Consider the following 21,414-nt stretch of genomic DNA (forward strand, 5'->3'; position numbering starts at 1 on the left):
TCTCCTCCTAAATGGCAGTAATTCTTTCAGCTGCTCTTCTTGCTCCCGCGATATTTCGCGCCGAAGGACCGATTTCAAGTTCGGCAAGTGCTCCTGCGACATACAAACCAGGCCCCCACTCTAATTGGGCGTCCACAACAGGAAACCCGCATGGAGCTGTTCGTAACGCGCAAGAATCAACTACTGTGTTCAGCCACTCCATTCCTGGCACACCGTTTTCAGCACCGGTAGCGAGCAGTACGGTCTGCGCCTTGATCCCTTCATTATCTTTTAAACGAAGATGGATATGATCCTTATTGTACACAGCCGCTTCCACTTGATCAGTTTTAATCGTTAACCTTCCATCACGAACATGACGGTTCAATTTCACCGAAAGCCCGCTCGTAATGGACCCTCGGTGACGCGCCGCTTTGATTATTTCTCGCCGTTTTTCGTAACACGTCACTTTATGAAAATCATTCATGTACTTTGGACCCAGCCACCCTGGGTCACTATCAAAATCTTTGATCCTGAACGGGTGTCTCTTCAGGAGGGTGACCTCTCCTTCCCACTCCTTTGCATACGTGTTAGCCAAATGAGCGGCAGAAATCCCTCCACCCACAATGACCAACGAGCCACCCTTCTTAACTTCACCAGCAGAAAACAGATGTCCCATACGTTCATGGGACGGATCGGCCCATTCAGGAAAATGAGGGCGATCATTGACCCCGATCGCGAGGATGACCTTTTCAGCAGCTATCGTTGATCGATCTGTCTTGACTACCCACCCATCGAGTCTCTTCTCCAAGCCGGTCACCGTCTCCGGCATCCAAAAATCGTTCCATTCATACTGCTGGAAAAGACCTTCATGGTACTCGTTAAACAAATCAAGCCTTGGGCGGTCATACCGTCCTATGAAGGGTTGAGCATACCCCTCTTTCTTGCTGAATTTCCTAAGGCAGTGAGGGTCAGGATCCAAATGGTGGACGGAAGTGGAACGCAGGTATTTCATTCCTACGCGTTTGGTGAGTGTCTTCCACCTGTGAAGAGGTTCCTCGTACGGATCAATCACTCTCAAGCTCGTCGTGTCTGCTTTTTTTGAATGTAAAAGGTAGGAGGCAACCGTACAACCTTGGATTCCTCCACCAATGATGACCCATTTATACAACGAGCCACCTCCTCTTTCTTTTTATGTAAGAGACAGCGGAAGAAAGAAACACTTCCGCCGAACCTCTTATGCTTGTCGGGGCTGAGCAAGGCCTCTGCGCTTTTGTAGTTATCCGGTTCCGACACCCAGATGCTCGAGACATAAGCAACCTCACTCTGTGGCAAAGAACGCCACGACGTGATTTTGCTTATGCTTGTCGCATCTCCCGGGGTGTCTCCACACTTAACATTACCAACTGGATTTTTTCACGCCTGGGATTTGGCCTTTGTGGGCGTATTCTCGGAAGGCGATGCGGGACATGTTGAATTTGCGCATGTATCCTCGGGGCCTTCCTGTGACTTCACAGCGGCCGGTCAGGCGTGTGGGTGAGGAATCTCTCGGTAATTTTCTTAATGCCTCGTAGTCGCCTTTTTCCTTCAACTCCTGGCGCAGGGCAGCATATTTCTGGACCATAGCCTGTCGTTTCTTTTCTTTGGCTACCTTTGACTTTTTAGCCATATCTTCACACCTTTCTATATCAGTAATGATTACGATTTAAAAACAAGTAAAAAAATAGACGCTCTTTTTTTAAGAGCGAGGCCTCAACACTCAAATAGTAACGATTACGAATTAAATCTTATAACAGGACGTTGATTTTGTAAAGGGAGAAGTTTTTATTTTTTCCAACTCTCCCCTCTCCTGCCATTATCGTCTTGTACCCCAGTTAATCTACCATTCTCTACGGAGCAGGGAATAGGTATAATGGTCGTAATAGTGTCCTTGATAATAATGTTTATCCCGGAATATGCCTTCACAAGTGAAACCTAATCGTTTTAACAAAGCGGAGGAACGCTGATTCTCCACCGCCACATACGCATGGATACGGTTCAGATTCATCTGTTGAAAACCGCTGTTGAGACAGGCCACCAAAGCCTCTGTCATCAATCCTTTGCCCCAATAGTCAGGATAGAGGTCATAGCCGATCTCGGCCATATGATTTTGACGGTCCCATAAGTGAAACCCGCAGGTCCCAATTGGAACGCCTCCTAGATCTTTACTTTCCATCACCCAGCGATTGTATCCTTTTTCTTCGGGCTTAGAGAACCATTCGACAAGTGCTAGGGCCTGGTTATAATTCTCCAAGTCTTCTTCATCATATAAATACTCACAAACTTTGTTGTTACTGAAGTGTTTGAAAATGAAGTTCGTGTGCTTCTGGCTAATGTTCACCAGATGGAGACGATCGGTTTCTACCGGTGGAAAATACAAGCCTTTCCCCTCCTCTCTAATTTCGAGTTTTTATAGTTAAGCTCTGTTTAAGTCTAATCTCTATATTTGAAAGGTTTGGTAATTTCAAATGGCTAAAAATATGATACGGTTATCAAAGTCAATGATACGATTTGAATAATATCTCATGTTCAGCTAACCAAGAAATAACAATAGATATTAAGTGAAAAATGTTTTGGAGGAAATGTAAATGAGAACGGATGCCATTATTTTTGTATCTTCCTGCTTTGTAATCTTTGGAGTGATCACGTTAATCTCGCTTAAATATAGTAGAAATAAAGATTATGTGGATAAGAAAAGTATTTTAATCATTCCGAACATAACCTTTGCCGCAGCTATTGGTGTTGTGATAAGCATTATGGCGAACGGTTCATTTTTGGAGTCATTGGTCGTAATAGCAGTATTAGTAGTTATTTCTTTAGGACATTCCTTATCACTTATTAGAAAGAGAAAAGCCTTTCTGTCTTACCGTGGAAAGAAATGACAGAAAACAGGATATTCAGGGGCTTATATTGCGATAGAAGAGATTCTATTTAACCATTTCACATTCTATATAACTAATAAAATATGATAAACACAAGATGAATAAAGGAGTAAAAAGGGATTTTCCATCCCGGCTCTACTCCCTAACTTTCTCGTCATGACTCAAAGCTCCCATTCTTCTGCCACCCCGCCATAATAAATGAAGGATGCCTGCCGTAATCGCTCCATAACCGATAAAATAAAAAACCATGAAAAATAAAAAGGAGCCATAATCCTCTAATTGCATGAGGGGATTCGAGACAATGTAGCTTTCGTTTCCAATGGCCATGAGATAAAGAGGAACAAAAATCAACCAGAACCGTTTCCAAAAATATCGCTTGAACTCGCTCTTCATGTCAGATCCCTCCATCTTTAATACGTTCGCTTTGTTCCTGTGCGTTCACTTGACTCGTCCTCTGACAATTGTTCATTCAATACTTCGACTTCCTGCCTCAGCATCTGAAGTTCCTGTTGGATGCCTTCCAGCTCATAGGAATGATCCTGCTGCTGTATCGAAGGACCACTACTCCCATTTAATGCAGCACAACCGGCGAACAGGATACAGATGCCGAGGAAATAGATGGGTCCGCGCAGCTTTTCCATTTCCAAGCTATTCTTCCTCTCCCTCTATAATGGATTGTATATACGATGCATCCCTTTCTGTAATCGTGAAAAAGACAGCATCCTGCCATGTACCGTTGTGCTCCTCTGCCAGGACAGCCCCATTGTCTGTGAACCAAATCCTGTGATCTGTCAATCCGATCGATCTTTGCGGGCTCATCAGTTTAAGAAAGGCATCGGGGTCATCTATGTTCACCGACACACCTTCAGCCGGTTGTTTATGCAGGAGAATGCCAAGCAGGGAATCCAATTTCGCCGGGTGGTCGACATCTGTGAGAACCGCTCCGTCGGGTGGTTGGCTTTCTCCCCCCTCTTCCTGAATCATGATTTGATAAGAAGGTTCATCCGAGGTGACGACACCGACGATATACCCTCCACCGAAAACAAGACCCACACCTAAAACCCAAAAAAGAAACTTCCACATATGTAAAAATCACCTTTCTTTGTGCTTTTGCCTCCAAATGAGGCCAAGGATAAGAATAAGCAAACCTGCCAGTGCACCCAGCAGATGATCGACAAGGTATTCGCCACTGCGAAGGTAGCGAAGAAAGAAAACGCCTCCGAAAATCAGGATCATCGTCGTAGCGAACATGAGGAAGAAACGATTGATTTCCATCAGAATTCTTCCTTCAGGTACTCTTTCTGCAAGCGGGAAAACATAAGGGCATCATGATTTTGATCATCCTGGAATAGGTATCCTCTCAAAACCCCTTCCTCTTTGAATCCCAGTCTTCTCAGCAAGCCTGAGGAAGCCTCATTTTGAGGGAAAGTCACGGCCCCGAGCCTGTACAGTCCCAACTCACGAAACGCATAGTCAACGACAGCAGATACAGCTTCGGAAGTGATTCTTTTGCGCCAGAAGGACGGGTCGAGTTCATAGCCCACTTCGGCCTTTCTGCTGAAGGGACTCCAATTGTTCAGTCCGACGGTTCCGATGAATGCGTTTGTCTCTTTCCAAATGATCCCCCAGCGGATGCTCTTTTCCACCGCAAAGTTATCTCTGAAAGAATGGACGATATTTTCCGCTTGATAGCGATTGGTCAGGGAAGGCATCCCATAATACTTGGTGACCTCATCCTTCGACATGATGCTATAGTAGCTCTCAATATATTCGTCCGTAATTTCAACGAGCTTCAAACGATCGGTTTCTAATTCTTGAAAATCCATATTCCCCACACCTCTCAATAAAGTCGTTCTCTGTAACTTTCATTTAGACGCTTGGTTACCGCTTCCTCATCCAGATCAGGAAGTCTGGCGTGCTCCGTTAGAATTTTTGTAGCGGATGGACGTTCTTCTTTTTCAAGCCACGTGCCCTTATCCCATAAACCTGAACGATTGAAGGCTTTGGCACAGTGGAGGAAGCATTCTTCGACTTCTACAGCGATTCCGAGGGTAGGAACTTTTCCTTTATGTGCCATTTTTTCAAGAAGATCCTCATCCGCTAAGAGGCACGCCCGGCCATTGACCCTCAGCGTCTCCTCCATTCCTGGTATGAAAAAAATCAACCCTGCATGGGGATTTGATAACAGATTCTTCATTGAATCCACACGCTTGTTTCCAGGTCTCTCAGGGATAATGAGAGTGCTATCATTCAAGATATGAACGAAACCTTTTTCATCCCCGCGTGGTGACACATCGCAATTCCCATCTGCATCAGACGTCGCGAGCGTCAAGAATGGCGATTGTTTGATGTACTCTTTACAGTTTTCGTCCAAGTGATGGATCACCTTATTCTTCACGAGTTCACTCGGTTCGCCGATGATCGCTCGAAGCTCCTCTTCATTCTTAATGACATGCTGGAACATCTTCCACTTCCTCTCCAACCCTTTGGATTCTATGAAAGTTTCGCTTACATGAAAAAACTCATTGCATGCCCTCTATTTTTTATGTAAATTAGACAAGTATGTTTTTTAGGAGGGATCATCTATGAATCAATCAACAACGACGCAACGGGTAAAAATGACAACGGCAGACCCTTCCGCGATCGGACTTTTTGGACTCGCTATGGTTACACTGGTGGCTTCTTCAGCCAAGCTTGGGTGGACAGACGGGGTATCTTTCGTTCTTCCTTGGGCGATTTTCCTCGGAGGGCTTGCCCAGCTGTTCGCAGCCATTCAGGATGCAAAGCATGACAACACATTTGGAACGACGGCGTTTGCCGCTTTCGGACTCTTCTGGTTCGGTGTCGGAACGTCCTGGCTCATCGACTTTGGAGTCTTCGGAGAAGCAGCGGCGCAAGCGGTCGACCCCCATCAACTGGGCATCGCTTACATCGGTTATCTGATCTTTTCCATATTCATGACGATCGGCGCAATGGAAACGCACAAAGTGCTGTTCATCATTTTTGTTTTGATCGACTTCTTGTTCATCGGCCTTTCCTTATCTACGCTCGGAATTGCCCCGCACGCGACGCATATGCTAGCAGCGGTAGCTGAACTAATGATTGCGATCATGAGCTTTTACGGTTCAGCCGCAAGTGTCTTGAATGTCCATTTCGGAAAAGTCACCCTGCCTGTCGGAAAACCGTTCGGCATTTTCAAATAAAAGCGGGCCGGGAGTTTCTCCCGGCTTTTTTTAATTGCTCAATCGGTTGTACCCCTTCTTCAATTCTTTTGAAAACATGAAGAGGATGCCGAGCACGATGAGAACCCAGCTGAAAATCATCGGAAACAGAAGGCCTCCCTGAAGCACGGCACTCCAATATTTCCCCGGAGGATTGCTCCATTCCTCGATAAAGGACAAATAAACAACCGCCCCTACCGATGTGAAACCATAAAGGATCACGCCACTGATAAAAAATAAAATACCGGCCCAATATTTTTTCGCCATTCTACTTTTCTCCTAACTATGGATTGCTTCCTGCGCTCGGTGACGGTCGACTTCTCTTACATAAAACTTAAATTTTACGCTGTCACAATTGTTAAAAACGGGTGAACCTACTGATGACGTGGTGCTGACGGTCGCGACCCGGTACGCCAAGCCTTCTGCAGACCACTTCGATGCTACCTTATGATATTCATTTTGCATGAATGTTGTATAAATGAGTGTTTTTTATTGGAAAAAATATCAATCCTATTGATCAGACCATCCATTTGGTTCCTCCTTGATTACTTTACCATAGATTTTTTCCAAGATTAACCTCTAAGAAAGCGTTTTATAGTCGATGGCTGAATTTTCGAAAAAAGATTGACGAGATGTACACGCTCGAATATGATACAACTATAAATTCAAATGATAGAGTTCCAGGCTTGGCTTTACCAGCAGTCTTGAACGAAGGAGATAAGGAGGCTTTGACGATGTTAGCGAAGCTATTCAATTGGTTCGGCCCAGGCATGCCCAAGGTCGATTTGGTCCTATCGAAAACAGAATATGCTCCCGGAGAAAAAGTGACCGGATCTTTCCATTTGATTGGCGGAATGAACCAGCAGACCATTCAGCGCCTGGAATGTGACTTGATGAAGAAAAGTCCAGGAAACAAACTGAGCCTCTTACAACCGATTACAACCGTTCTGATGAACCGTGAACTTGAACCAAAAGAAGAAAGTGAATATCCGTTTCATTTCATTCTCCCAGAGACGCTGGATTTGGATGATGCAGAGACGACCTATTTCCTTCAAACCAAACTGGTGCTGCACAATGATGCGAAAACATCAGACATGGATGAGATTCACATTGTAATCCGTTAAAAACCCCAAAAAGCGGTACTCCTTTTTGAGTACCGCTTTTATTCAGCTATATTGTTTACATAATAAAATTACCGTTTATTAGAGTGGGAATTCTATGAATTATTGGCAGAAAGCAATGGATATCAGTTTCCATCCATGCTGCTTCCTTCTAAATTTATTCCTCAGGCGAAGTCAAATGGAATTCTGTAATTTCAGGTGGATTATTCAACCTTACCGGAATGATACTCAATCCAATCCCACGATTCACGTACAGACTGTTTTCCTCGTTGCCATATTCCTCTTTCGTCCAGCCATCTACTCGCGCTTTCCCTTTTGCAACTAAATCTTTCCATGACCAATGGGGTGTAAACGGAATCCGTATTTGACCACCGTGCGTGTGTCCAGCCACCGCCGTTGATGCTGCTCCCTCTGGAATTTCATCAAATGATTCCGGATTATGCATGACGACAAAACGTGCGTCCTCTACTTCAATGTCCGTAAACGCACGGGAAACCTCATCATTCTCGGGCCATCTGGCACCAATTCCAGTGAGATAAAGAGGTTCATCTGCGCGCTCGTTCTCTAATGCCACGGAGCGATTGTGCAGAATCTCAATATCGATTTCCTCCAGTTCCTTTCTCACCCGTTCAGCTGTCTCTTCGCTTGGGTCTACCTTGCGGCTGCTCATGTTGTAATCATGATTCCCGAGCACCGCATAAACAGGAATGCCTTCCTCTGTTAAAGGCTTTAGATAGGCCTGGACCTTTTCCATTTCGCTCTGGTGGTCATTCACAGAATGGTAGACATAGTCCCCAAGCAGAACCACGGCATCCGGGGACCGTTCGATGATCCGGTCCACGACATCTTCGATTTGTCCATCGTTGTCCAACCACATCCCTACTTGAAAATCACCGATCGCTATGATTTTCTTATCTTCCCAACCTTCCGGGAGATTAGGAATCACAGCTTGTTCTTCTTCTACCTCCATGGTGTAAGGTTCCACCAAACCCCAAGTGAATAAGATCACAAGGACGGTTAATGCGATATATAAAATCATCCGTTTTTTTGATTTCACCATTCTCCCCTCTTTCTTCTGCATTTTGTTTAATTTTTTAAAGACGTTAAATAAATGGAACAGAATTTGGTCCACTTCTCGCCGGACATTTTGATACAGCTAATGCTATTGCTTCCAACTCCTAAAAGCGCGAATGACAAAGAAAAAAAGGCCGGCATCTTTATGTACGCCACCCTTCCAAAGGAGCTTTTGTTTGTATAAAGGTCATACCTTTTCCCAACCATTTCTAAACGTCACCATTTCCATTCCTTTCCCAGAATGTTCATAATCCAAAACATTCTTTTATATAACCATAAAAAGAGCCCTGAGAAGTCAGGGCTCTTCCAAAATGATTCATTCCATAGACACATCAATGACTAAAATTCCGCGCTCATCTCATCCAAAGTCCAGGAGTAAATCGACTCCACCAGGCTGTTTCCATCAATCGTAATCGTAACCTCTTCAACTTTTTTGCCGCCCATCCCTTCATAAAACTGACAGGAAGGATTATCAGACAATACTTTAACCATCATCGTTTGGGATCCCTTCTCCTTCACATCATTCAGAATGAAAGAAAACAAAGCTTTTCCTGCCCCGCGGCGTTGAAACCTTTGGAGTATGTATATGGAACTCAGCTCCGCATCATAGTTCCCATAAGTAGAAGAATAGTTCCATGTGGCAAACCCGACTACTCCTTCGTCATTTTCCACTAAGATGATTTCGGAAGATTGGATATTCTCTTCCCATAGAGACTCTCTTTTTTCATAGGTGAGGCGATCCAGGTAAGTGTCTGGGACCAGACCTCGATAGGTCTCCAGCCAGGCATCCACATGAACTCTAGCAATGGCTGGAACATCTTCCGGTTCAGCCTTTCGTATATTCATGACCCACCTCCATATCTGACTTAAAGCTTATCAAACATGCTGTCGCCGTCTTTACGGTCTACAAACGAAATTCTGCGCGACAGAGACTGAACCGCTTACTACATTTGGAGAAAAATGCCCCCTACTATTCGTCCTTTCTCCCATCAAAATCGTACCCTGATTTTCCCCAGTAAATTAAAAACATGGCGGGAGTCACGATCATCGCTATAGCTATAATCAGATTCAACACGTTCACAGAATCACTCCTTCCTATTTTAAAAACTTTCGTGCTTTAACTAACGATCCTAATCAATAGGTTCCTATCTTGCATTAGGTAGGGTCCATGATCCTTCCTTTTGTTTTCCTAAAGCAAAAGTGATGGATTATTTATCAGGTATCAATATTGTTCGTTGAGTCGGAACGCGGGCAACTGTGACAATTTGCGGATGCAAGGTGTATGACTTTCCATCAATTTCAAAATTGTATCGTCCACGGAAAACCACCTTTCTCCCTTGTTTATTCAATTCATTTTCAATAGCTTTCACATATTGATGATGATCTTTGTACCATTCATCCAAATGCATGACGATATTGCCTTTCTGATAACCGGAAGATTTGTATGCAAAATATCCAATTAGTAAAAATGGAGTAAAAAATAAGATTAAAATCAGGATCTCCACCGGCGCATCTCCTTCCCTTTATGGTTTGAAAAACATCTAACTACTTATCACTATTTAAGATTTCCCCGAATCCATGCGACCATTTATAAAATTCTTAAAATTCCTATTACTATACTAACGAATGAGAGTGGGGTTACGTTTCAGTGATTTTTAGAATCTTAGCTTTGAGACTTACTTCTCCTCTTTGAGGCGGTCCATCTGCCCTTTGGCGCGATTAGGCACCTTTTTTGCGCGGTTCGACCCCTCTTTGGGGCGATTCATCCTCCCATTGGCGCGACTCCAACCCTCTTTGGCGCGACTCCAACCCTCTTTGGCGCGACTACACCTCTCTTTGGCGCGACTCCAGCCCTCTTTGGCGCGACTCCAGCCCTCTTTGGCGCGACTCCAACCCTCTTTGGCGCGACTCCAACCCTCTTTGGCGCGACTACACCTCTCTTTGGCGCGATTCCACCTCTCTTTGGCGCGACTCCACCTATCCTTCAACCACTAGATAACCCGCTCAACCACAACAAAAAAACGCCACCTTAAATCGGTGGCGTTTATCGCTTATGCGGCTACTTTTTGTTCCTGGGCTTTTTTAATTTTTGATATGGCATGGATGTTGATCAGGATTCCGGCAGAGAACATCATCATGAGCAGGGATGTTCCGCCATAGCTGACGAACGGCAGTGGAACACCGGTTAAAGGAAGAAGACCGGTCAAACCACCGAGGTTGATGACTGCCTGGATGCCGATCAAACCGGACACACCGATGGCAAGCAGACGGCCGAACGTGTCGTGGCTCTCCATACTGACATAGAACCCACGCAGTACGATCAAACCAAGTAACAACAACACGACACCGACACCGACCACGCCTAATTCTTCGGCGATGACAGCCATGATGAAGTCGGTATGAGCTTCTGGTAAGTATCCGAGCTTTTGTACGCCGGCCCCAAGTCCGGTGCCGAACAAACCTCCGTTATGGATGGCGAGGTAAGAATTGATCAGTTGGTACCCGGCATCATCGGCGTATTCAAAGGGTTGATAAGCTCCGTCGAAACGGGAAAGCTGTTCTTCACTGAGACCGAAATTGTACATGAAAACGGCCCCTGCAAGAGCAATCCCGATCATGGAAAAGAGGTGAACTTTCTTTAGTCCACTCGACATGATGATCAATCCGGATACCGCGAGGGCAATCAGGGCTGTCCCCAAATCCGGCTGTTTCAAGATCATCGCGACCACAAGCATCATCAAAATGATTGGCGGCAATAACGCTCGCGTGAAATCTTCAATATACCCACTCTTTTTCGTAAAAATGGTCGCCATATAAATGATCAAAGACATTTTGGCTAATTCAGCCGGCTGGAATTTTCCAAGACCAGGAATCGGTAGCCATGATTGGGCATTGTTGGACGTATGTCCGAATACAAAGACTGCCGCAAGAAGGATGACCGTTCCAAGCAGAATCAGCTTAAATAAGCGTCGATAGTTTTTGTAAGGAAAGATGATCCCCAGAAAAAGGGCGACCAAGCCAAGTCCCCATGACATCAACTGCCTGTTGAAAAAGTAATCAGGGGTTACTTCGTAAACCATGACACCACTGACCATACTGGCGCTGTACACCATCACCGTACCGAACGCGGACAAAGCCAATACAGCGAATAAGATGGTAAAATCAATGTTCTTCAATATTCTGCGTATCATGCGTAACCCTCTTTCGTTTGGTACTATTATGTAAATTATAAGGCTTCTTGTCTCGTAAAAAAAGCATTCCTTTTAAATTACTTCGAAAGTCTATATAATAACGATTAGATTTGTAGGAGGTTTGTGGAATGATTTATTTTTATGTCGGAATCGGTGGGATGATTGGCGCATCCCTTAGGTTTCTGATCGGTGAGTGGCTGAAGAACCCTGACCAGTGGTTCCCCTATTCCACGTTGACCGTCAATTTGACCGGGAGCTTCTTCCTCGCGTGGTTCACGATGGGGATCGTTGAGAAGTTTTCCCTTTCTCCCAAATGGAAAGCCGCTCTTGGAACAGGACTTGTCGGGTCGTATACGACATTCTCCACCTTGAGCATGGACGCCGTTTCGCTCTATGAACGTGGAGACATGATTCTGAGCCTCCTTTACATAGCCATCAGCATATTCGGTGGCTTAGCCTTCTCTATGCTCGGATTCACCCTTGGAAAAAGGAGAGCTGCCTGATGCTTTCAAAACTGTTACTAGTTGGCGCGGGAGGATTCATCGGAGCGATCCTCCGCTACGGAATCAGTCAGTGGATCAACAAACGTACAGCTTCCGCTCTCCCGGTCGCTACCCTTTTTGTCAACATCCTTGGTTCATTCGTCCTCGGCCTGATTACAGGACTCGATCTCTCAACACTCTGGGTGCTCTTCGCCGGCACAGGCATCCTCGGTGCTTTTACAACCTTTTCTACCTTCAAGCTGGAATCAGTCCAGCTTCATTTTAAAAAGAACTGGAAAACCTTCGTCTTGTACACCGTCCTCAGTTACACGCTCGGGATTGCATTAGCCTGGAGCGGCTTCCATTTGGGAAAATTATTCTAACCATCAAAAAGGACTTCCTCACAAGGAAGCCCTTTTTCACCTATTCGAAGTCATAAGCTTTGATGATGCGCATCGTCAGTTTCTCATAACCTTGTTCGTTCAAATGGACTTCATCACTGAAATAACGGGAGGACTTCTCTTCATACAAATCGTTTGTTGGGATAAACGTAACATTCTCATAAGGCTCGATGAGCGACTGGCTCGTTGCGTTCCAGTCTTTGATGATTTGACCGATTTCTGGTTTGTCCGGATAAGGGTTGTAAAAACCGAGAAATAAAATCGGTGCCTCCGGATTTTTCTCACGGATCTGATCCAGGATCCTTTGAACGTTCTGCTCATAATCCTTTTTCCCCATGGCAATTTTATCTTCATGTAATGGAGAAAGGTCTCCTCCATTACTTTTAATGATATCGTTCATTCCAATAAAAAATAGAATGTAATCCGCATGTTCGATTGACTTCATGACCGCTGCCTCATTCATCTGTCCGAGCATTCCATCACTTTGCTGGCCCGGAATGGCATAATTGTCGACGGTTACGGGATCGTCGTGATTTTTATCCAACCATTGCTCTAGATTCTCAACATATCCATGGCCACTTTCATCCCCCACCCCGTAGGTCAATGAATCCCCGAGAGCGACGATTTGTTCTTCTTTTTGATGGGACATGGATGATTGAAATCCGAACACACCAAGACCGATAGCGGCCAAAATGACCACTCCGATCCACCATTTCCGTTGTGTTGTCATAAGCTGCACCTCCGAATACGCCCCTTCTTCCCTGGGAAAGGTGGGACCAAACATCATTGCGATAAATAGAACAAAAGCACGAGGATCAGACACAGTCCGTCCCTCGTGCTTTTTTATAAGTAAAGTTTAATGGTTCTTTGTTTGGTTTGGTGAAAACCCTTAGCGAATTTATTGGTACAAATCGCGAATCTGGTTTAAGTCTTCGATAAATTGACTCGACTCTTCCTGACTCAACCGGACAAGCATCTGTTCATTCAACGTAAGGATCTGACCATCTTCTTCATCTTTATGATTCATCAAATAATCATAAATGGAATCCAATTGGTCTTTATTTAGAGTGGATTGAGTCGTAAAGTGCTTCACTTGATTTAATACGAATTCGTCGTTGATCCGATCAAACTCTCCCTGAATGATTTTCCCGTTAACATCCACGCTACCAACTCCTTTATGGAGATAGTTTATTCCAATCGGCAAAATTATATAAATGCTTAGTAGGGAAGGGCACACCCCCTCAGGGAACGATCCTAATGCGCAGACGACTAAAAGGATTTGTTAAAAATCCGGGGCTACCTTGTTAAAAGTTCCTTTCAGTAATCACTGGGATACTCTCAGTTGAGATGTTATTAAATTCTTCATTCTCCTTTTTTTGTACACATGATTGATGTTGGAAAAGTAAAAATCCCCGTCCAAATCATCTAGAAATAATATGTATTCCCCTGAATCTATAGGAATGATTTCATCGGATAGAGAAAGGAGATGATCCTTAAAACTTCCATCCTCTTTCTGTTTGAAGCCTACTGGATAAACGACATCTATTTTATCGCCTACTTCATCATGGGCACCATCCATACCTTTATAGTTATTCATAACAGTGATTGTATAAACTCGATCGATTTGATAGACATTATTCTCCGCATCTGCCACCTGTGTCCTCGTTTCATAGTCTTCATCAAGTGTTCCATGAATGATCACATCCGCGTTCTTTTTTAATGACATCAATTCTTCCTCTGCAGAAACGGATAACCCAACACCCTCAGCCGTCTCCGTATTTTGTGAAACGTTAATTCCCATGATCGCTCCTTAAAGGACAACTGAGCATATGATGACTAAAGCCCTAGCTTTCACCTGCTCCACTCTCCTTTCTCTTATAAATTCTCATTACATATTACCATAAGTTGTAAGTGATGAAATAGAGACCATGGTCAATGTTGATTTGACCCTCCTTTAACTCACATTTGTGCACATCCCTTGAACGCAAGTCAGCAAAGGCATGAAGGATTCATCAGCACTCCTGTAGATCCTTAAGATTGATGTAATGAAAATTTTTCTGAAGATTCCATTGATTCTCAAAGCATTTTCCTGTATTGTAAATCGCAAGCGAAACTAAAAATCAAGAATTTATTAATGTTCCATGTGATTTCTATTTAAGCCAGCGTTTTACGTAAGGTGTTCACCTGTTTTTCAAAAACTACATAATAATAGAACTTATCCAGAGAGGTGTAGGGACTGGCCCTTTGATACCTCAGCAACCAGCCAATGGCACGGTGCTAAATCCAGAAGGTATTCGTTATACCTTGAAGATAAGGAGACTCTTTATACGTAAAGGACCCCCTTATCCAGGGAGGTCCTTTTATTTTTGAAGAAAATGATTCTTGGCGCTGAACAGCGTTTAAATCTTTTCAGCCCATGCATGGCAGAAAGTCAGCGTGTCCCTGAAAAAGGACTCGCTTTCTAATAAAAGTCTCATACAAAATGGAAAGGTTGTGGAATGAAATGAAACGATCATTAGAACAGAGATTACAGGATGGACCCGTGATTTGTGGAGAAGGATATTTATTCGAGCTGGAGCGACGGGGGTATTTACAGGCCGGTTCCTTTGTACCTGAAGTAGCTCTCGATCACCCACAGGCACTGAAACAGACCTATCGAGACTTTATGCTCGCAGGCTCCGACGTCGTCTTGGCCTTTACCTATAATGGCCACCGTGAAAAAATGAGAATCATCGGCAAGGAGGATTTATTAGAACCGCTTAACCGTCAGGCCATCCGCCTGGCCAAAGAAGTCGCTCAAGAGCACCCTCAGGAAGAAGCCCTCGTTGCCGGGAACATTTCCAACACGAACCTGTTCAATCCGGATGATCCTGAAGCTGTTGAAAAAACAAGGAGCATGTTTGCAGAGATGATCGGCTGGTGTAAGGAAGAAGGCGTAGATTTTGTGAACGGTGAAACGTTCTATTATTATGAAGAAGCTTTGATTGCCTTGGAAGAAATTCAAAAACAAGACCTCCCTGCTGTGATCACCTTTGGTCTGATGGGTGAAAATATTCTGCGGGACGGCTATGAAGTTGAAGAAGCCTGCCGCTTGTTACAAGAAAAAGGGGCCCTTGTCGTGGGGATGAACTGCTTCCGTGGACCAGCGACGATGCAGCCGTATGTAGAGAAAATCCGCAATACGGTCGACGGATATGTAGGTGCCCTGCCTATTCCTTACCGCACGACAGAAGAACACCCGACCTTCTTCAACCTGCCGGACGGAGGCTGTGCCTGTACCATCCCAACGGAAACCACGTTCCCAACGTCCCTGGATCCGCTATACACCAACCGTTACGAGCTTGCCGAGTGGGCCAAAGAAGCGCACGGTATAGGGGTAAACTACCTCGGACTCTGCTGCGGTGCTTCTCCGGCTATGCTTCGTGAAGTGGCAGAAACTGTCGGTCGTAAAGCAGTGAACTCGAAGTATTCCCCGGACATGGAGAAACACTTCCTGTTCGGCAGTGACGATACACTGCAGGATCATGTGACCTCTTATAAGACGAAAGCCTAAAACATAGCGCCTGTCCCAAACTACGGACAGGCGCTAATCAAACAGTCTTCCCTTCTCCACCTTTACAAATTCACTTCAACTAAAGGACTGGATCACATAGGTCCACCTTATCTTCATTTGCCGTCCATTTTGAATAGATTTCTAATGACCACTGATCAGGAACTCTCTTATACCCATTTTCATTAATCCATTGGTGCAAATGAGTATAAACGTGAAAGATTTCTGAAGCATGCCCGTTGAAATTTAAAGTGGCATATTTCTGGGCAGGAACAACTAAACGAACCATATCCTCAGGAAGATCTTCAAATTCATGCACCTCGAAACACACCCAGTATCCATCGTCTCCTTCGGAAATCTCTCCCGCTTTAAAAGCCCCGATGAGTTTAACCGGCTCCAACAGTTGTTTGATTTCCGATTTACGTCGCTCCAGTGCCATAGAGGCTTCAGGGATCTCTTTCCCATAACCCTTCATATCATTACAAACGACACGAAAGCCAACTAACTTTTTATTCCCAAACTCTTTGACACCTTCTAGAGTGATCGCATTCATTTTTTCCATTCTTTAATCTCCTTTGGGGATTTTTCGCTCTTACCTATCCCATTCTTCAAAAGGATATTTTTTCCTCTTTTATTAGTTTTCTATCTACCAATCTATAAAGGTATAATCCATAAGAAACCGATCCCATACATTCAATCTGTTACAAAAAACACCTTCAGTCATCTAGAACCTGGTTGACTGAAGGTGGTGAATCGATCACATGGCTACTTAGTGTAAATGGCGTTAGAGAACAGGCGGAATAAGTAATCCGTATGATCACGGAAGCCCGCTTCAAGTCCAATAAGCGTTACGTCCTGGTCCTTTTCTTTAATGATGACCGGCTGTCCTTGGGCATCCGCACGATCTTCCCAGTGTCCCGCCATAAAGAAGTTACTGCTGTCCTCAAAAGTGGCATGGACATCTGTTCCTTCCACATCCGTGTACCATACAGGGCGGTAGACGAAACCATAATCGTTTGCTCCATAACCAGAAGTCACGGAACCAGAATCGTAATTCACTCGGACGATCCCATTACTATTATAGTCACCTTTATGAACAGACACATCCGTCAGTCCCAGCTGCTTCGCGGCATCGGAAGCGCCAGCTCCAACAGCGATATATTTTCCTCCATCCTCAACATAAGAGTGGATGTTTTCTTTAAAGGCCTGATACTGTGCTTCATTTCCGAGTCCGAATTCAGCATTCGGAGCCCAATTATTATAGGAAATCAAGCTGGATGTGCCACTGTAGAAAAAGACATCGGTATCTCCTAATCCTTGTTCTGCCAGTTCTCTTGGTGTGATCTCTTGTACTTCAAATCCTAATCGCTCTAAAGCTAGAAGAGTCCCTGCATGGGATTGGGCTTTGTTCATACCGCCGTCTTTTAGAATCGTTACTTTTTGAGAAGTTAAGGGTTCACCATCAACAGTTTCGGTCGATTGGACAGTAATGCCAGACGCTTCCACAAGTTTTCTCAATTCAGGCGACTTGTCCGCATCCACGTAGAATTGCTCCCCATCCATCGTCACTTTAAAACCGTTCTCCACCAAAGTATTCACTAGATGAACCGCTTTTACAGAAGAGTTAGGAATCACATAAGGACCGTTTCCTGTTAACTCCCCATCCGCTCTTACTTTCTTCACGTCGTTCGTCTTCACATGGAAGGAGCTGTCTGCTTCCACCTCTACCGCTTCAAAACCCCACAATTCTGGTAAATTCCAGGCAGAAATATCATACATCGATGGTGTGATGTCGGTAATATCCTCTCCATCCCACAGCATCGTGTTCGCAAGTCCAGCTTTCGCCTGGCTCATGTCTACGATGTACGTTCCCGCCGGGTACGAAACACCGTCATATTCTAATGCTTTCTTCGACTCAGAAACATCAATATCATTGAACATCAGATGCTCGACGGCTTTTTCAGTGGCCGTGGGGTCTATTTCATCTACGGGTAAAATGTATGCCTGCGGGAAGAATCCTTCCGTATGGTAAGGGTGATCAAATTGGATGCCACGCTTGAATACTTCGATTTGGTCTTTGATCATTTGTTCTTTGTTATCATTGGAAAATTCAAGGGCTCCCATAACCGCATCATAATGCCATTGGACGCCATCCCAATCATTCGTCGGTGCTTCAAGGGTATAGCCATAAGCCCCGTGGTACATGGCATACATCGGTGTAAAGATCGGTGGATAATCATCCCAGCCGGCATCATCATCCCGCTGTGGAATATATGTACCTTTCATCGATTGATAGTCCACGCCCGAATCCTCTGTATTTGTATTTTCATAGTCTGCACGATTGTCTACAATACTTCCTTCCATAGCTTCAGCCTGATCTAGGGCCCACTTCGAAAATAGATCATATTCGTAGTTCGGATTGTGCGGCGGGGTACAAGGCTCAATTAAACCAGGATGATCTTTCCCACCATAGCCTTTCACATAGCCATGCAGATCAAGGAAGACCATAGGGTTCCACTCTTTAATCAACTCCACAGTATGCTTGGTTTCTGCTTGAGACTGTGTAATAAAATCCCGGTTCAAGTCAATGCCATTGCTATTAAAACGTGTCGCATCGATCCGGCCGTCAGGATTCGCCACTACATTAAAAATTAGAATATGATTTTCAAGCAGCTCCTTCGTTTCCTGATCATCAGCTGTCGCAAAACGCTCAATCAATTGCAGTGCAGCATCTGAACCGACAAACTCCGTGCCATGAATCGACGCATTAATCATTACGGGAACTTTGAAGTCCGGATGTTTTTCAATGAAAGCCTGCGCTTTTTCAGGGTTTTTGAACATCTTCTGTCGCAATGATTTTTGGTATCCATAGTTACCTTTGGCCGTTGGATCGGAGATGGTTACCGTATAAAGGTCGTGGCCGCCGGAAGATTCCGCCGAACTCTCCACTGTGATCCGGTTACTTTGTTTCGCGATTTCCTGTAGTTTGTCATTCACCTTCGAGTACTTCAAGAAATCATAGTTTTCACTGTTAAAAGGACTGCCATCCTCCTCCTGCAGTGTTTCATTCACATTGACATTGTGCCAGTTCGGTGACTCCGCTGCGGCCGTTAAAGGCGCTGCAAGCATCGTAATGGCCGCCATTCCAGTCATGACTGTCTTTTTCATTATTGACCTCCTAGACGAAAAGATATAATTACTAGTTTATACCATTAGTAACATAAACTGTATGAATAGATTCTACTGATTAAAGGGAGTGCTTTTGTACTACGTTAATCCATTAAAGTTTTAGTCCATCCCCCTTTACCTTGCAATATATAACAAAAATAAACAAACCACGCTGAAATCGCTAGGTCTGTCCACAAGCTTTCATAGAAATTTTTACCTTATCAGAACTGTAGGAAGATTCTCTTTTTCATCGACCGACTTCTCTCAAAGAAAAACCCTTTAAGGAAACCCCAGGATCAAACTTGCCCAAGTCGATCCTTCTCCCCCCCTCTAAGAGGACTTTTTCACACATGCATTTCCCAAACATGAGTCATCTCACATATGTTATCGTAATATTAACACTATTCAGAATTTAAATTTAATTCTGGGTAGAAAATTAAAGGAGGAATACGATGCGTAAACACATGTGGAAAGTTGCCGGGATTATGTTAGTGTTTGCTTTAGTCTTTTCATTCAATAACATAGCCCAAGCTTCCGTTGAAAAAGCGGCTGAGCAAAAGGCACAGGTAGAAGAATACTTAATTGGTTTCAAATCAAAAGTGAACCAAAAAGCTATTAATGGTGTGGGAGGAAAAGTACTTCATGAATATAAATATATGAATGTCGTACATGCGAAGCTGCCGGAACAAGCAGTAAAAGCCTTATCCAATAACCCTAATGTCGCTTATGTAGAGAAAGATCATACGGCACAGGCAACGAGTCAAACAACGCCCTATGGGATCTCCCAAATTAATGCAGATGATGTCCAAGCTCAAGGAACGACTGGGACTGGGGTAAAGGTAGCGATTCTTGACTCTGGTATTGATGGAGCACATGAAGACTTGAACGTAGCTGGCGGAGAGAGTTTTGTCAGTGGTGAACCTAACGCCTTAGTTGACGGGAATGGTCACGGTACCCACGTAGCTGGAACGGTTGCAGGTGTCAATAACACATTAGGTGTTCTTGGTGTAGCACCATCCACTGAGCTCTACGCTGTTAAAGTGTTAAGCAGTTCAGGCAGCGGTTCTTACAGTGGAATTGCTCAAGGAATTGAGTGGGCCATCAGCAATGACATGGACATCATTAACATGAGTCTTGGAGGAAGCCGTGGTTCGGCCACTCTAGAACAAGCGGTAAACAATGCAGATGCTCAAGGCGTATTAGTCGTAGCTGCTGCTGGAAATGATGGATCTAAAGGGAAGAAAAACACTATTGGTTATCCTGCGAAATACGCAGCAGCCATGGCTGTCGGTGCTGTAGACAGTGCCAATAATAGAGCCTCATTTTCAAGTGTCGGGGATGAACTTGAAGTCATGGCACCTGGTGTTGATATTCTAAGTTCTGTACCAGGTAACAATTATGATCGCTATAATGGTACTTCCATGGCAAGCCCGCATGTTGCAGGCGCAGCTGCTCTAATCTTAGCCGATGATCCAACTTTGACGAATGATCAGATCCGTCAAACATTGATTGACACAGCTGTTTCTCTTGGTGACTCTTTCTATTATGGAAACGGAGTGATCGACGTTCAGGCTGCTGTTCAGTAAGGTTTAAAAATGAAAAAAGCGTATGAAATCAGTTGTTTTCTTGATTTCATACGCTTTTCTTTTATTAGGTTGGTATTGTTATATTAAAGCCCCTTGGAAAAAAACCGACTTCGAGTAATCTCTTCTAGATCTCTGGCAAGACAACCATCCATTCAATAATAGAGTTTGTTCCCTTCTTCATCAAAGTACTGGAATTCAGTCTGCCCCATTAAATCAGCTTCTACTTCGTGAAATAAAAAAGCTCTTATATTTTCCCTATCGATCGTTATCATCTCAGCCTCATATTTATCAATGATTACTTTGTGTACTTGTTTCGGGGCCAGCCCTACGATGTAATCATCCTTCCCAGAAGCCATTCCAACATTACTAACCTCTATATTTCCTACTCCGAGAATTTCGTCAAACTGCCAACCATACATATTCTTTTGTAACCTTGCTGCTGCTAAGTAATTCTTAGGAGTTTCTCCGACTTGCGAATAGTAAAATACATACGCAACCCCATCAAAGAACTTTTTATCAATGACTTCTAAGACTGCATGTTTAGGATTTTTCACATAACTTAATGCATCTTCTGGGGTTGCATGTGAATTATTCTTTTTAATATCTAAATAAATGAGAGGAACCACCACTATTACTAAACAAACGACGAACCCAAGTGTTATTTTTTTCACTGATCTTCTCCTTTTATAGGCTGTATGATTAATGATTTAAAATCTCACCGCT

The 21,414-nt window shown here is 44.1% G+C and carries 27 protein-coding genes and 1 riboswitch; of the genes, 7 read left to right on the forward strand and 20 right to left on the reverse strand.

The annotated features are described in order from the left end of the window. Positions 1-7: 7 nt before the first annotated feature. The 3 genes from K2225_RS11950 to K2225_RS11960 form a co-directional block, all read right to left on the reverse strand. Complete coding sequence (locus K2225_RS11950; protein ID WP_220584978.1) at positions 8-1,147, reverse strand: NAD(P)-binding domain-containing protein; 1,140 nt, start codon at positions 1,145-1,147, stop codon at positions 8-10. A 228-nt stretch (positions 1,148-1,375) separates the two neighbouring features. Further along, positions 1,376-1,645, reverse strand: coding sequence for a 30S ribosomal protein S14 (rpsN, locus tag K2225_RS11955; protein ID WP_220584979.1), 270 nt, complete (start codon positions 1,643-1,645; stop codon positions 1,376-1,378). A gap of 210 nt (positions 1,646-1,855) precedes the next feature. Next, on the reverse strand, positions 1,856-2,395 hold the full coding sequence (locus K2225_RS11960; protein WP_255574488.1) for a GNAT family N-acetyltransferase: 540 nt from the start codon (positions 2,393-2,395) through the stop codon (positions 1,856-1,858). Between the two features lie 208 nt (positions 2,396-2,603). Between K2225_RS11960 and K2225_RS11965 the strand changes: the two genes are divergently transcribed. Continuing rightward, complete coding sequence (locus K2225_RS11965) at positions 2,604-2,897, forward strand: hypothetical protein (protein ID WP_220584980.1); 294 nt, start codon at positions 2,604-2,606, stop codon at positions 2,895-2,897. A gap of 135 nt (positions 2,898-3,032) precedes the next feature. On the opposite strand, the gene K2225_RS11970 is transcribed toward K2225_RS11965, so the two are convergent. From K2225_RS11970 to K2225_RS11995, 6 genes are read right to left on the reverse strand one after another with little or no spacing between them, the layout of a single operon-like run. Then, the gene (locus K2225_RS11970) at positions 3,033-3,290 is read right to left on the reverse strand and encodes a hypothetical protein (RefSeq protein ID WP_220584981.1); all 258 of its coding nucleotides are present in this window, start codon (positions 3,288-3,290) and stop codon (positions 3,033-3,035) included. A gap of 17 nt (positions 3,291-3,307) precedes the next feature. Continuing rightward, positions 3,308-3,544, reverse strand: a complete 237-nt coding sequence (locus K2225_RS11975; RefSeq protein ID WP_220584982.1) for a hypothetical protein — start codon at positions 3,542-3,544, stop codon at positions 3,308-3,310. Position 3,545: 1 nt separating this feature from the next. Then, positions 3,546-3,980 carry a hypothetical protein gene (locus K2225_RS11980; protein ID WP_220584983.1) on the reverse strand — a complete coding sequence of 145 codons (435 nt, stop codon included), beginning with the start codon at positions 3,978-3,980 and terminating at the stop codon, positions 3,546-3,548. 9 nt (positions 3,981-3,989) lie between these two features. Then, on the reverse strand, positions 3,990-4,172 hold the full coding sequence (locus K2225_RS11985) for a hypothetical protein (RefSeq protein WP_220584984.1): 183 nt from the start codon (positions 4,170-4,172) through the stop codon (positions 3,990-3,992). Next, positions 4,172-4,723 carry a GNAT family N-acetyltransferase gene (locus tag K2225_RS11990; protein WP_220584985.1) on the reverse strand — a complete coding sequence of 184 codons (552 nt, stop codon included), beginning with the start codon at positions 4,721-4,723 and terminating at the stop codon, positions 4,172-4,174. Before K2225_RS11990 ends, K2225_RS11985 begins: the two co-directional genes overlap by 1 nt. 14 nt (positions 4,724-4,737) lie before the next feature. Next, on the reverse strand, positions 4,738-5,361 hold the full coding sequence (locus K2225_RS11995; RefSeq protein WP_220584986.1) for a pyridoxamine 5'-phosphate oxidase family protein: 624 nt from the start codon (positions 5,359-5,361) through the stop codon (positions 4,738-4,740). A 121-nt stretch (positions 5,362-5,482) separates the two neighbouring features. Here K2225_RS11995 and K2225_RS12000 point away from each other — a divergent pair, with 121 nt between their 5' ends. After that, positions 5,483-6,100, forward strand: a complete 618-nt coding sequence (locus K2225_RS12000; protein ID WP_220584987.1) for an acetate uptake transporter — start codon at positions 5,483-5,485, stop codon at positions 6,098-6,100. Positions 6,101-6,130: 30 nt separating this feature from the next. Here the strand turns inward: K2225_RS12000 and K2225_RS12005 are convergent, their stop codons facing one another. Next, positions 6,131-6,385, reverse strand: coding sequence for a hypothetical protein (locus K2225_RS12005; RefSeq protein WP_220584988.1), 255 nt, complete (start codon positions 6,383-6,385; stop codon positions 6,131-6,133). A gap of 467 nt (positions 6,386-6,852) precedes the next feature. Between K2225_RS12005 and K2225_RS12010 the strand changes: the two genes are divergently transcribed. Continuing rightward, positions 6,853-7,242 carry a sporulation protein gene (locus K2225_RS12010; protein WP_220584989.1) on the forward strand — a complete coding sequence of 130 codons (390 nt, stop codon included), beginning with the start codon at positions 6,853-6,855 and terminating at the stop codon, positions 7,240-7,242. A gap of 154 nt (positions 7,243-7,396) precedes the next feature. On the opposite strand, the gene K2225_RS12015 is transcribed toward K2225_RS12010, so the two are convergent. The 4 genes from K2225_RS12015 to K2225_RS12030 form a co-directional block, all read right to left on the reverse strand. Then, positions 7,397-8,296, reverse strand: coding sequence for a metallophosphoesterase (locus K2225_RS12015; RefSeq protein ID WP_370632752.1), 900 nt, complete (start codon positions 8,294-8,296; stop codon positions 7,397-7,399). A 356-nt stretch (positions 8,297-8,652) separates the two neighbouring features. After that, complete coding sequence (locus tag K2225_RS12020; RefSeq protein ID WP_220584990.1) at positions 8,653-9,159, reverse strand: GNAT family N-acetyltransferase; 507 nt, start codon at positions 9,157-9,159, stop codon at positions 8,653-8,655. Between the two features lie 362 nt (positions 9,160-9,521). Then, positions 9,522-9,818 carry a hypothetical protein gene (locus tag K2225_RS12025; RefSeq protein WP_220584991.1) on the reverse strand — a complete coding sequence of 99 codons (297 nt, stop codon included), beginning with the start codon at positions 9,816-9,818 and terminating at the stop codon, positions 9,522-9,524. 546 nt (positions 9,819-10,364) lie between these two features. Beyond that, a complete protein-coding gene (locus tag K2225_RS12030; protein WP_220584992.1) occupies positions 10,365-11,504 on the reverse strand; it encodes an FtsW/RodA/SpoVE family cell cycle protein in 1,140 nt (379 codons plus the stop codon). A gap of 128 nt (positions 11,505-11,632) precedes the next feature. On the opposite strand from K2225_RS12030, the gene crcB (K2225_RS12035) reads away from it, so the two are divergent. Both crcB (K2225_RS12035) and crcB (K2225_RS12040) read left to right on the forward strand, forming a co-directional pair. Further along, the gene (gene crcB / locus K2225_RS12035; RefSeq protein ID WP_220584993.1) at positions 11,633-12,007 is read left to right on the forward strand and encodes a fluoride efflux transporter CrcB; all 375 of its coding nucleotides are present in this window, start codon (positions 11,633-11,635) and stop codon (positions 12,005-12,007) included. After that, the gene (gene crcB, locus K2225_RS12040) at positions 12,007-12,369 is read left to right on the forward strand and encodes a fluoride efflux transporter CrcB (protein ID WP_220584994.1); all 363 of its coding nucleotides are present in this window, start codon (positions 12,007-12,009) and stop codon (positions 12,367-12,369) included. Before crcB (K2225_RS12035) ends, crcB (K2225_RS12040) begins: the two co-directional genes overlap by 1 nt. Positions 12,370-12,409: 40 nt before the next feature. Here crcB (K2225_RS12040) and K2225_RS12045 read toward each other — a convergent pair whose 3' ends face one another. From K2225_RS12045 to K2225_RS12055, 3 genes are all read right to left on the reverse strand, one after another. After that, positions 12,410-13,117, reverse strand: a complete 708-nt coding sequence (locus K2225_RS12045) for a GDSL-type esterase/lipase family protein (protein WP_220584995.1) — start codon at positions 13,115-13,117, stop codon at positions 12,410-12,412. Between the two features lie 168 nt (positions 13,118-13,285). Beyond that, positions 13,286-13,549, reverse strand: coding sequence for a hypothetical protein (locus tag K2225_RS12050; RefSeq protein ID WP_220584996.1), 264 nt, complete (start codon positions 13,547-13,549; stop codon positions 13,286-13,288). Between the two features lie 162 nt (positions 13,550-13,711). Further along, positions 13,712-14,188 carry a hypothetical protein gene (locus K2225_RS12055; protein WP_220584997.1) on the reverse strand — a complete coding sequence of 159 codons (477 nt, stop codon included), beginning with the start codon at positions 14,186-14,188 and terminating at the stop codon, positions 13,712-13,714. A gap of 411 nt (positions 14,189-14,599) precedes the next feature. After that, positions 14,600-14,704: riboswitch (SAM riboswitch) on the forward strand. A gap of 186 nt (positions 14,705-14,890) precedes the next feature. On the opposite strand from K2225_RS12055, the gene K2225_RS12060 reads away from it, so the two are divergent. Beyond that, complete coding sequence (locus tag K2225_RS12060) at positions 14,891-15,940, forward strand: homocysteine S-methyltransferase family protein (RefSeq protein WP_220584998.1); 1,050 nt, start codon at positions 14,891-14,893, stop codon at positions 15,938-15,940. 79 nt (positions 15,941-16,019) lie between these two features. On the opposite strand, the gene K2225_RS12065 is transcribed toward K2225_RS12060, so the two are convergent. Further along, positions 16,020-16,499, reverse strand: coding sequence for a GyrI-like domain-containing protein (locus K2225_RS12065; protein ID WP_255574490.1), 480 nt, complete (start codon positions 16,497-16,499; stop codon positions 16,020-16,022). A gap of 203 nt (positions 16,500-16,702) precedes the next feature. Further along, entirely contained in the window at positions 16,703-19,105 is a 2,403-nt protein-coding gene (locus K2225_RS12070; protein ID WP_220584999.1) for a M14 family zinc carboxypeptidase, read from the reverse strand. A gap of 452 nt (positions 19,106-19,557) precedes the next feature. On the opposite strand from K2225_RS12070, the gene K2225_RS12075 reads away from it, so the two are divergent. Continuing rightward, positions 19,558-20,691: a S8 family peptidase gene (locus K2225_RS12075; RefSeq protein ID WP_220585000.1), complete on the forward strand. Its 1,134-nt coding sequence runs from the start codon at positions 19,558-19,560 to the stop codon at positions 20,689-20,691. 152 nt (positions 20,692-20,843) lie between these two features. Here the strand turns inward: K2225_RS12075 and K2225_RS12080 are convergent, their stop codons facing one another. After that, on the reverse strand, positions 20,844-21,362 hold the full coding sequence (locus K2225_RS12080; protein WP_220585001.1) for a hypothetical protein: 519 nt from the start codon (positions 21,360-21,362) through the stop codon (positions 20,844-20,846). Positions 21,363-21,414 lie beyond the last annotated feature (52 nt).

This window comes from Halobacillus sp. Nhm2S1 (genome assembly GCF_019599545.1).
Classification (GTDB): domain Bacteria; phylum Bacillota; class Bacilli; order Bacillales; family Halobacillaceae; genus Halobacillus.

Excerpts from the sequence above, each read along its gene's own strand:
- rpsN (WP_220584979.1), bottom strand. The coding sequence starts at position 1,645 with ATGGCTAAAAAGTCAAAGGTAGCCAAAGAAAAGAAACGACAGGCTATG.
- K2225_RS11965 (WP_220584980.1), top strand. The coding sequence starts at position 2,604 with ATGAGAACGGATGCCATTATTTTTGTATCTTCCTGCTTTGTAATCTTT.
- K2225_RS11970 (WP_220584981.1), bottom strand. The coding sequence starts at position 3,290 with ATGAAGAGCGAGTTCAAGCGATATTTTTGGAAACGGTTCTGGTTGATT.
- K2225_RS11980 (WP_220584983.1), bottom strand. The coding sequence starts at position 3,980 with ATGTGGAAGTTTCTTTTTTGGGTTTTAGGTGTGGGTCTTGTTTTCGGT.
- K2225_RS11985 (WP_220584984.1), bottom strand. The coding sequence starts at position 4,172 with ATGGAAATCAATCGTTTCTTCCTCATGTTCGCTACGACGATGATCCTG.
- K2225_RS11990 (WP_220584985.1), bottom strand. The coding sequence starts at position 4,723 with ATGGATTTTCAAGAATTAGAAACCGATCGTTTGAAGCTCGTTGAAATT.
- K2225_RS11995 (WP_220584986.1), bottom strand. The coding sequence starts at position 5,361 with ATGTTCCAGCATGTCATTAAGAATGAAGAGGAGCTTCGAGCGATCATC.
- K2225_RS12000 (WP_220584987.1), top strand. The coding sequence starts at position 5,483 with ATGAATCAATCAACAACGACGCAACGGGTAAAAATGACAACGGCAGAC.
- K2225_RS12005 (WP_220584988.1), bottom strand. The coding sequence starts at position 6,385 with ATGGCGAAAAAATATTGGGCCGGTATTTTATTTTTTATCAGTGGCGTG.
- K2225_RS12010 (WP_220584989.1), top strand. The coding sequence starts at position 6,853 with ATGTTAGCGAAGCTATTCAATTGGTTCGGCCCAGGCATGCCCAAGGTC.
- K2225_RS12020 (WP_220584990.1), bottom strand. The coding sequence starts at position 9,159 with ATGAATATACGAAAGGCTGAACCGGAAGATGTTCCAGCCATTGCTAGA.
- K2225_RS12030 (WP_220584992.1), bottom strand. The coding sequence starts at position 11,504 with ATGATACGCAGAATATTGAAGAACATTGATTTTACCATCTTATTCGCT.
- crcB (WP_220584993.1), top strand. The coding sequence starts at position 11,633 with ATGATTTATTTTTATGTCGGAATCGGTGGGATGATTGGCGCATCCCTT.
- crcB (WP_220584994.1), top strand. The coding sequence starts at position 12,007 with ATGCTTTCAAAACTGTTACTAGTTGGCGCGGGAGGATTCATCGGAGCG.
- K2225_RS12045 (WP_220584995.1), bottom strand. The coding sequence starts at position 13,117 with ATGACAACACAACGGAAATGGTGGATCGGAGTGGTCATTTTGGCCGCT.
- K2225_RS12055 (WP_220584997.1), bottom strand. The coding sequence starts at position 14,188 with ATGGGAATTAACGTTTCACAAAATACGGAGACGGCTGAGGGTGTTGGG.
- K2225_RS12060 (WP_220584998.1), top strand. The coding sequence starts at position 14,891 with ATGAAACGATCATTAGAACAGAGATTACAGGATGGACCCGTGATTTGT.
- K2225_RS12065 (WP_255574490.1), bottom strand. The coding sequence starts at position 16,499 with ATGGAAAAAATGAATGCGATCACTCTAGAAGGTGTCAAAGAGTTTGGG.
- K2225_RS12070 (WP_220584999.1), bottom strand. The coding sequence starts at position 19,105 with ATGAAAAAGACAGTCATGACTGGAATGGCGGCCATTACGATGCTTGCA.
- K2225_RS12075 (WP_220585000.1), top strand. The coding sequence starts at position 19,558 with ATGCGTAAACACATGTGGAAAGTTGCCGGGATTATGTTAGTGTTTGCT.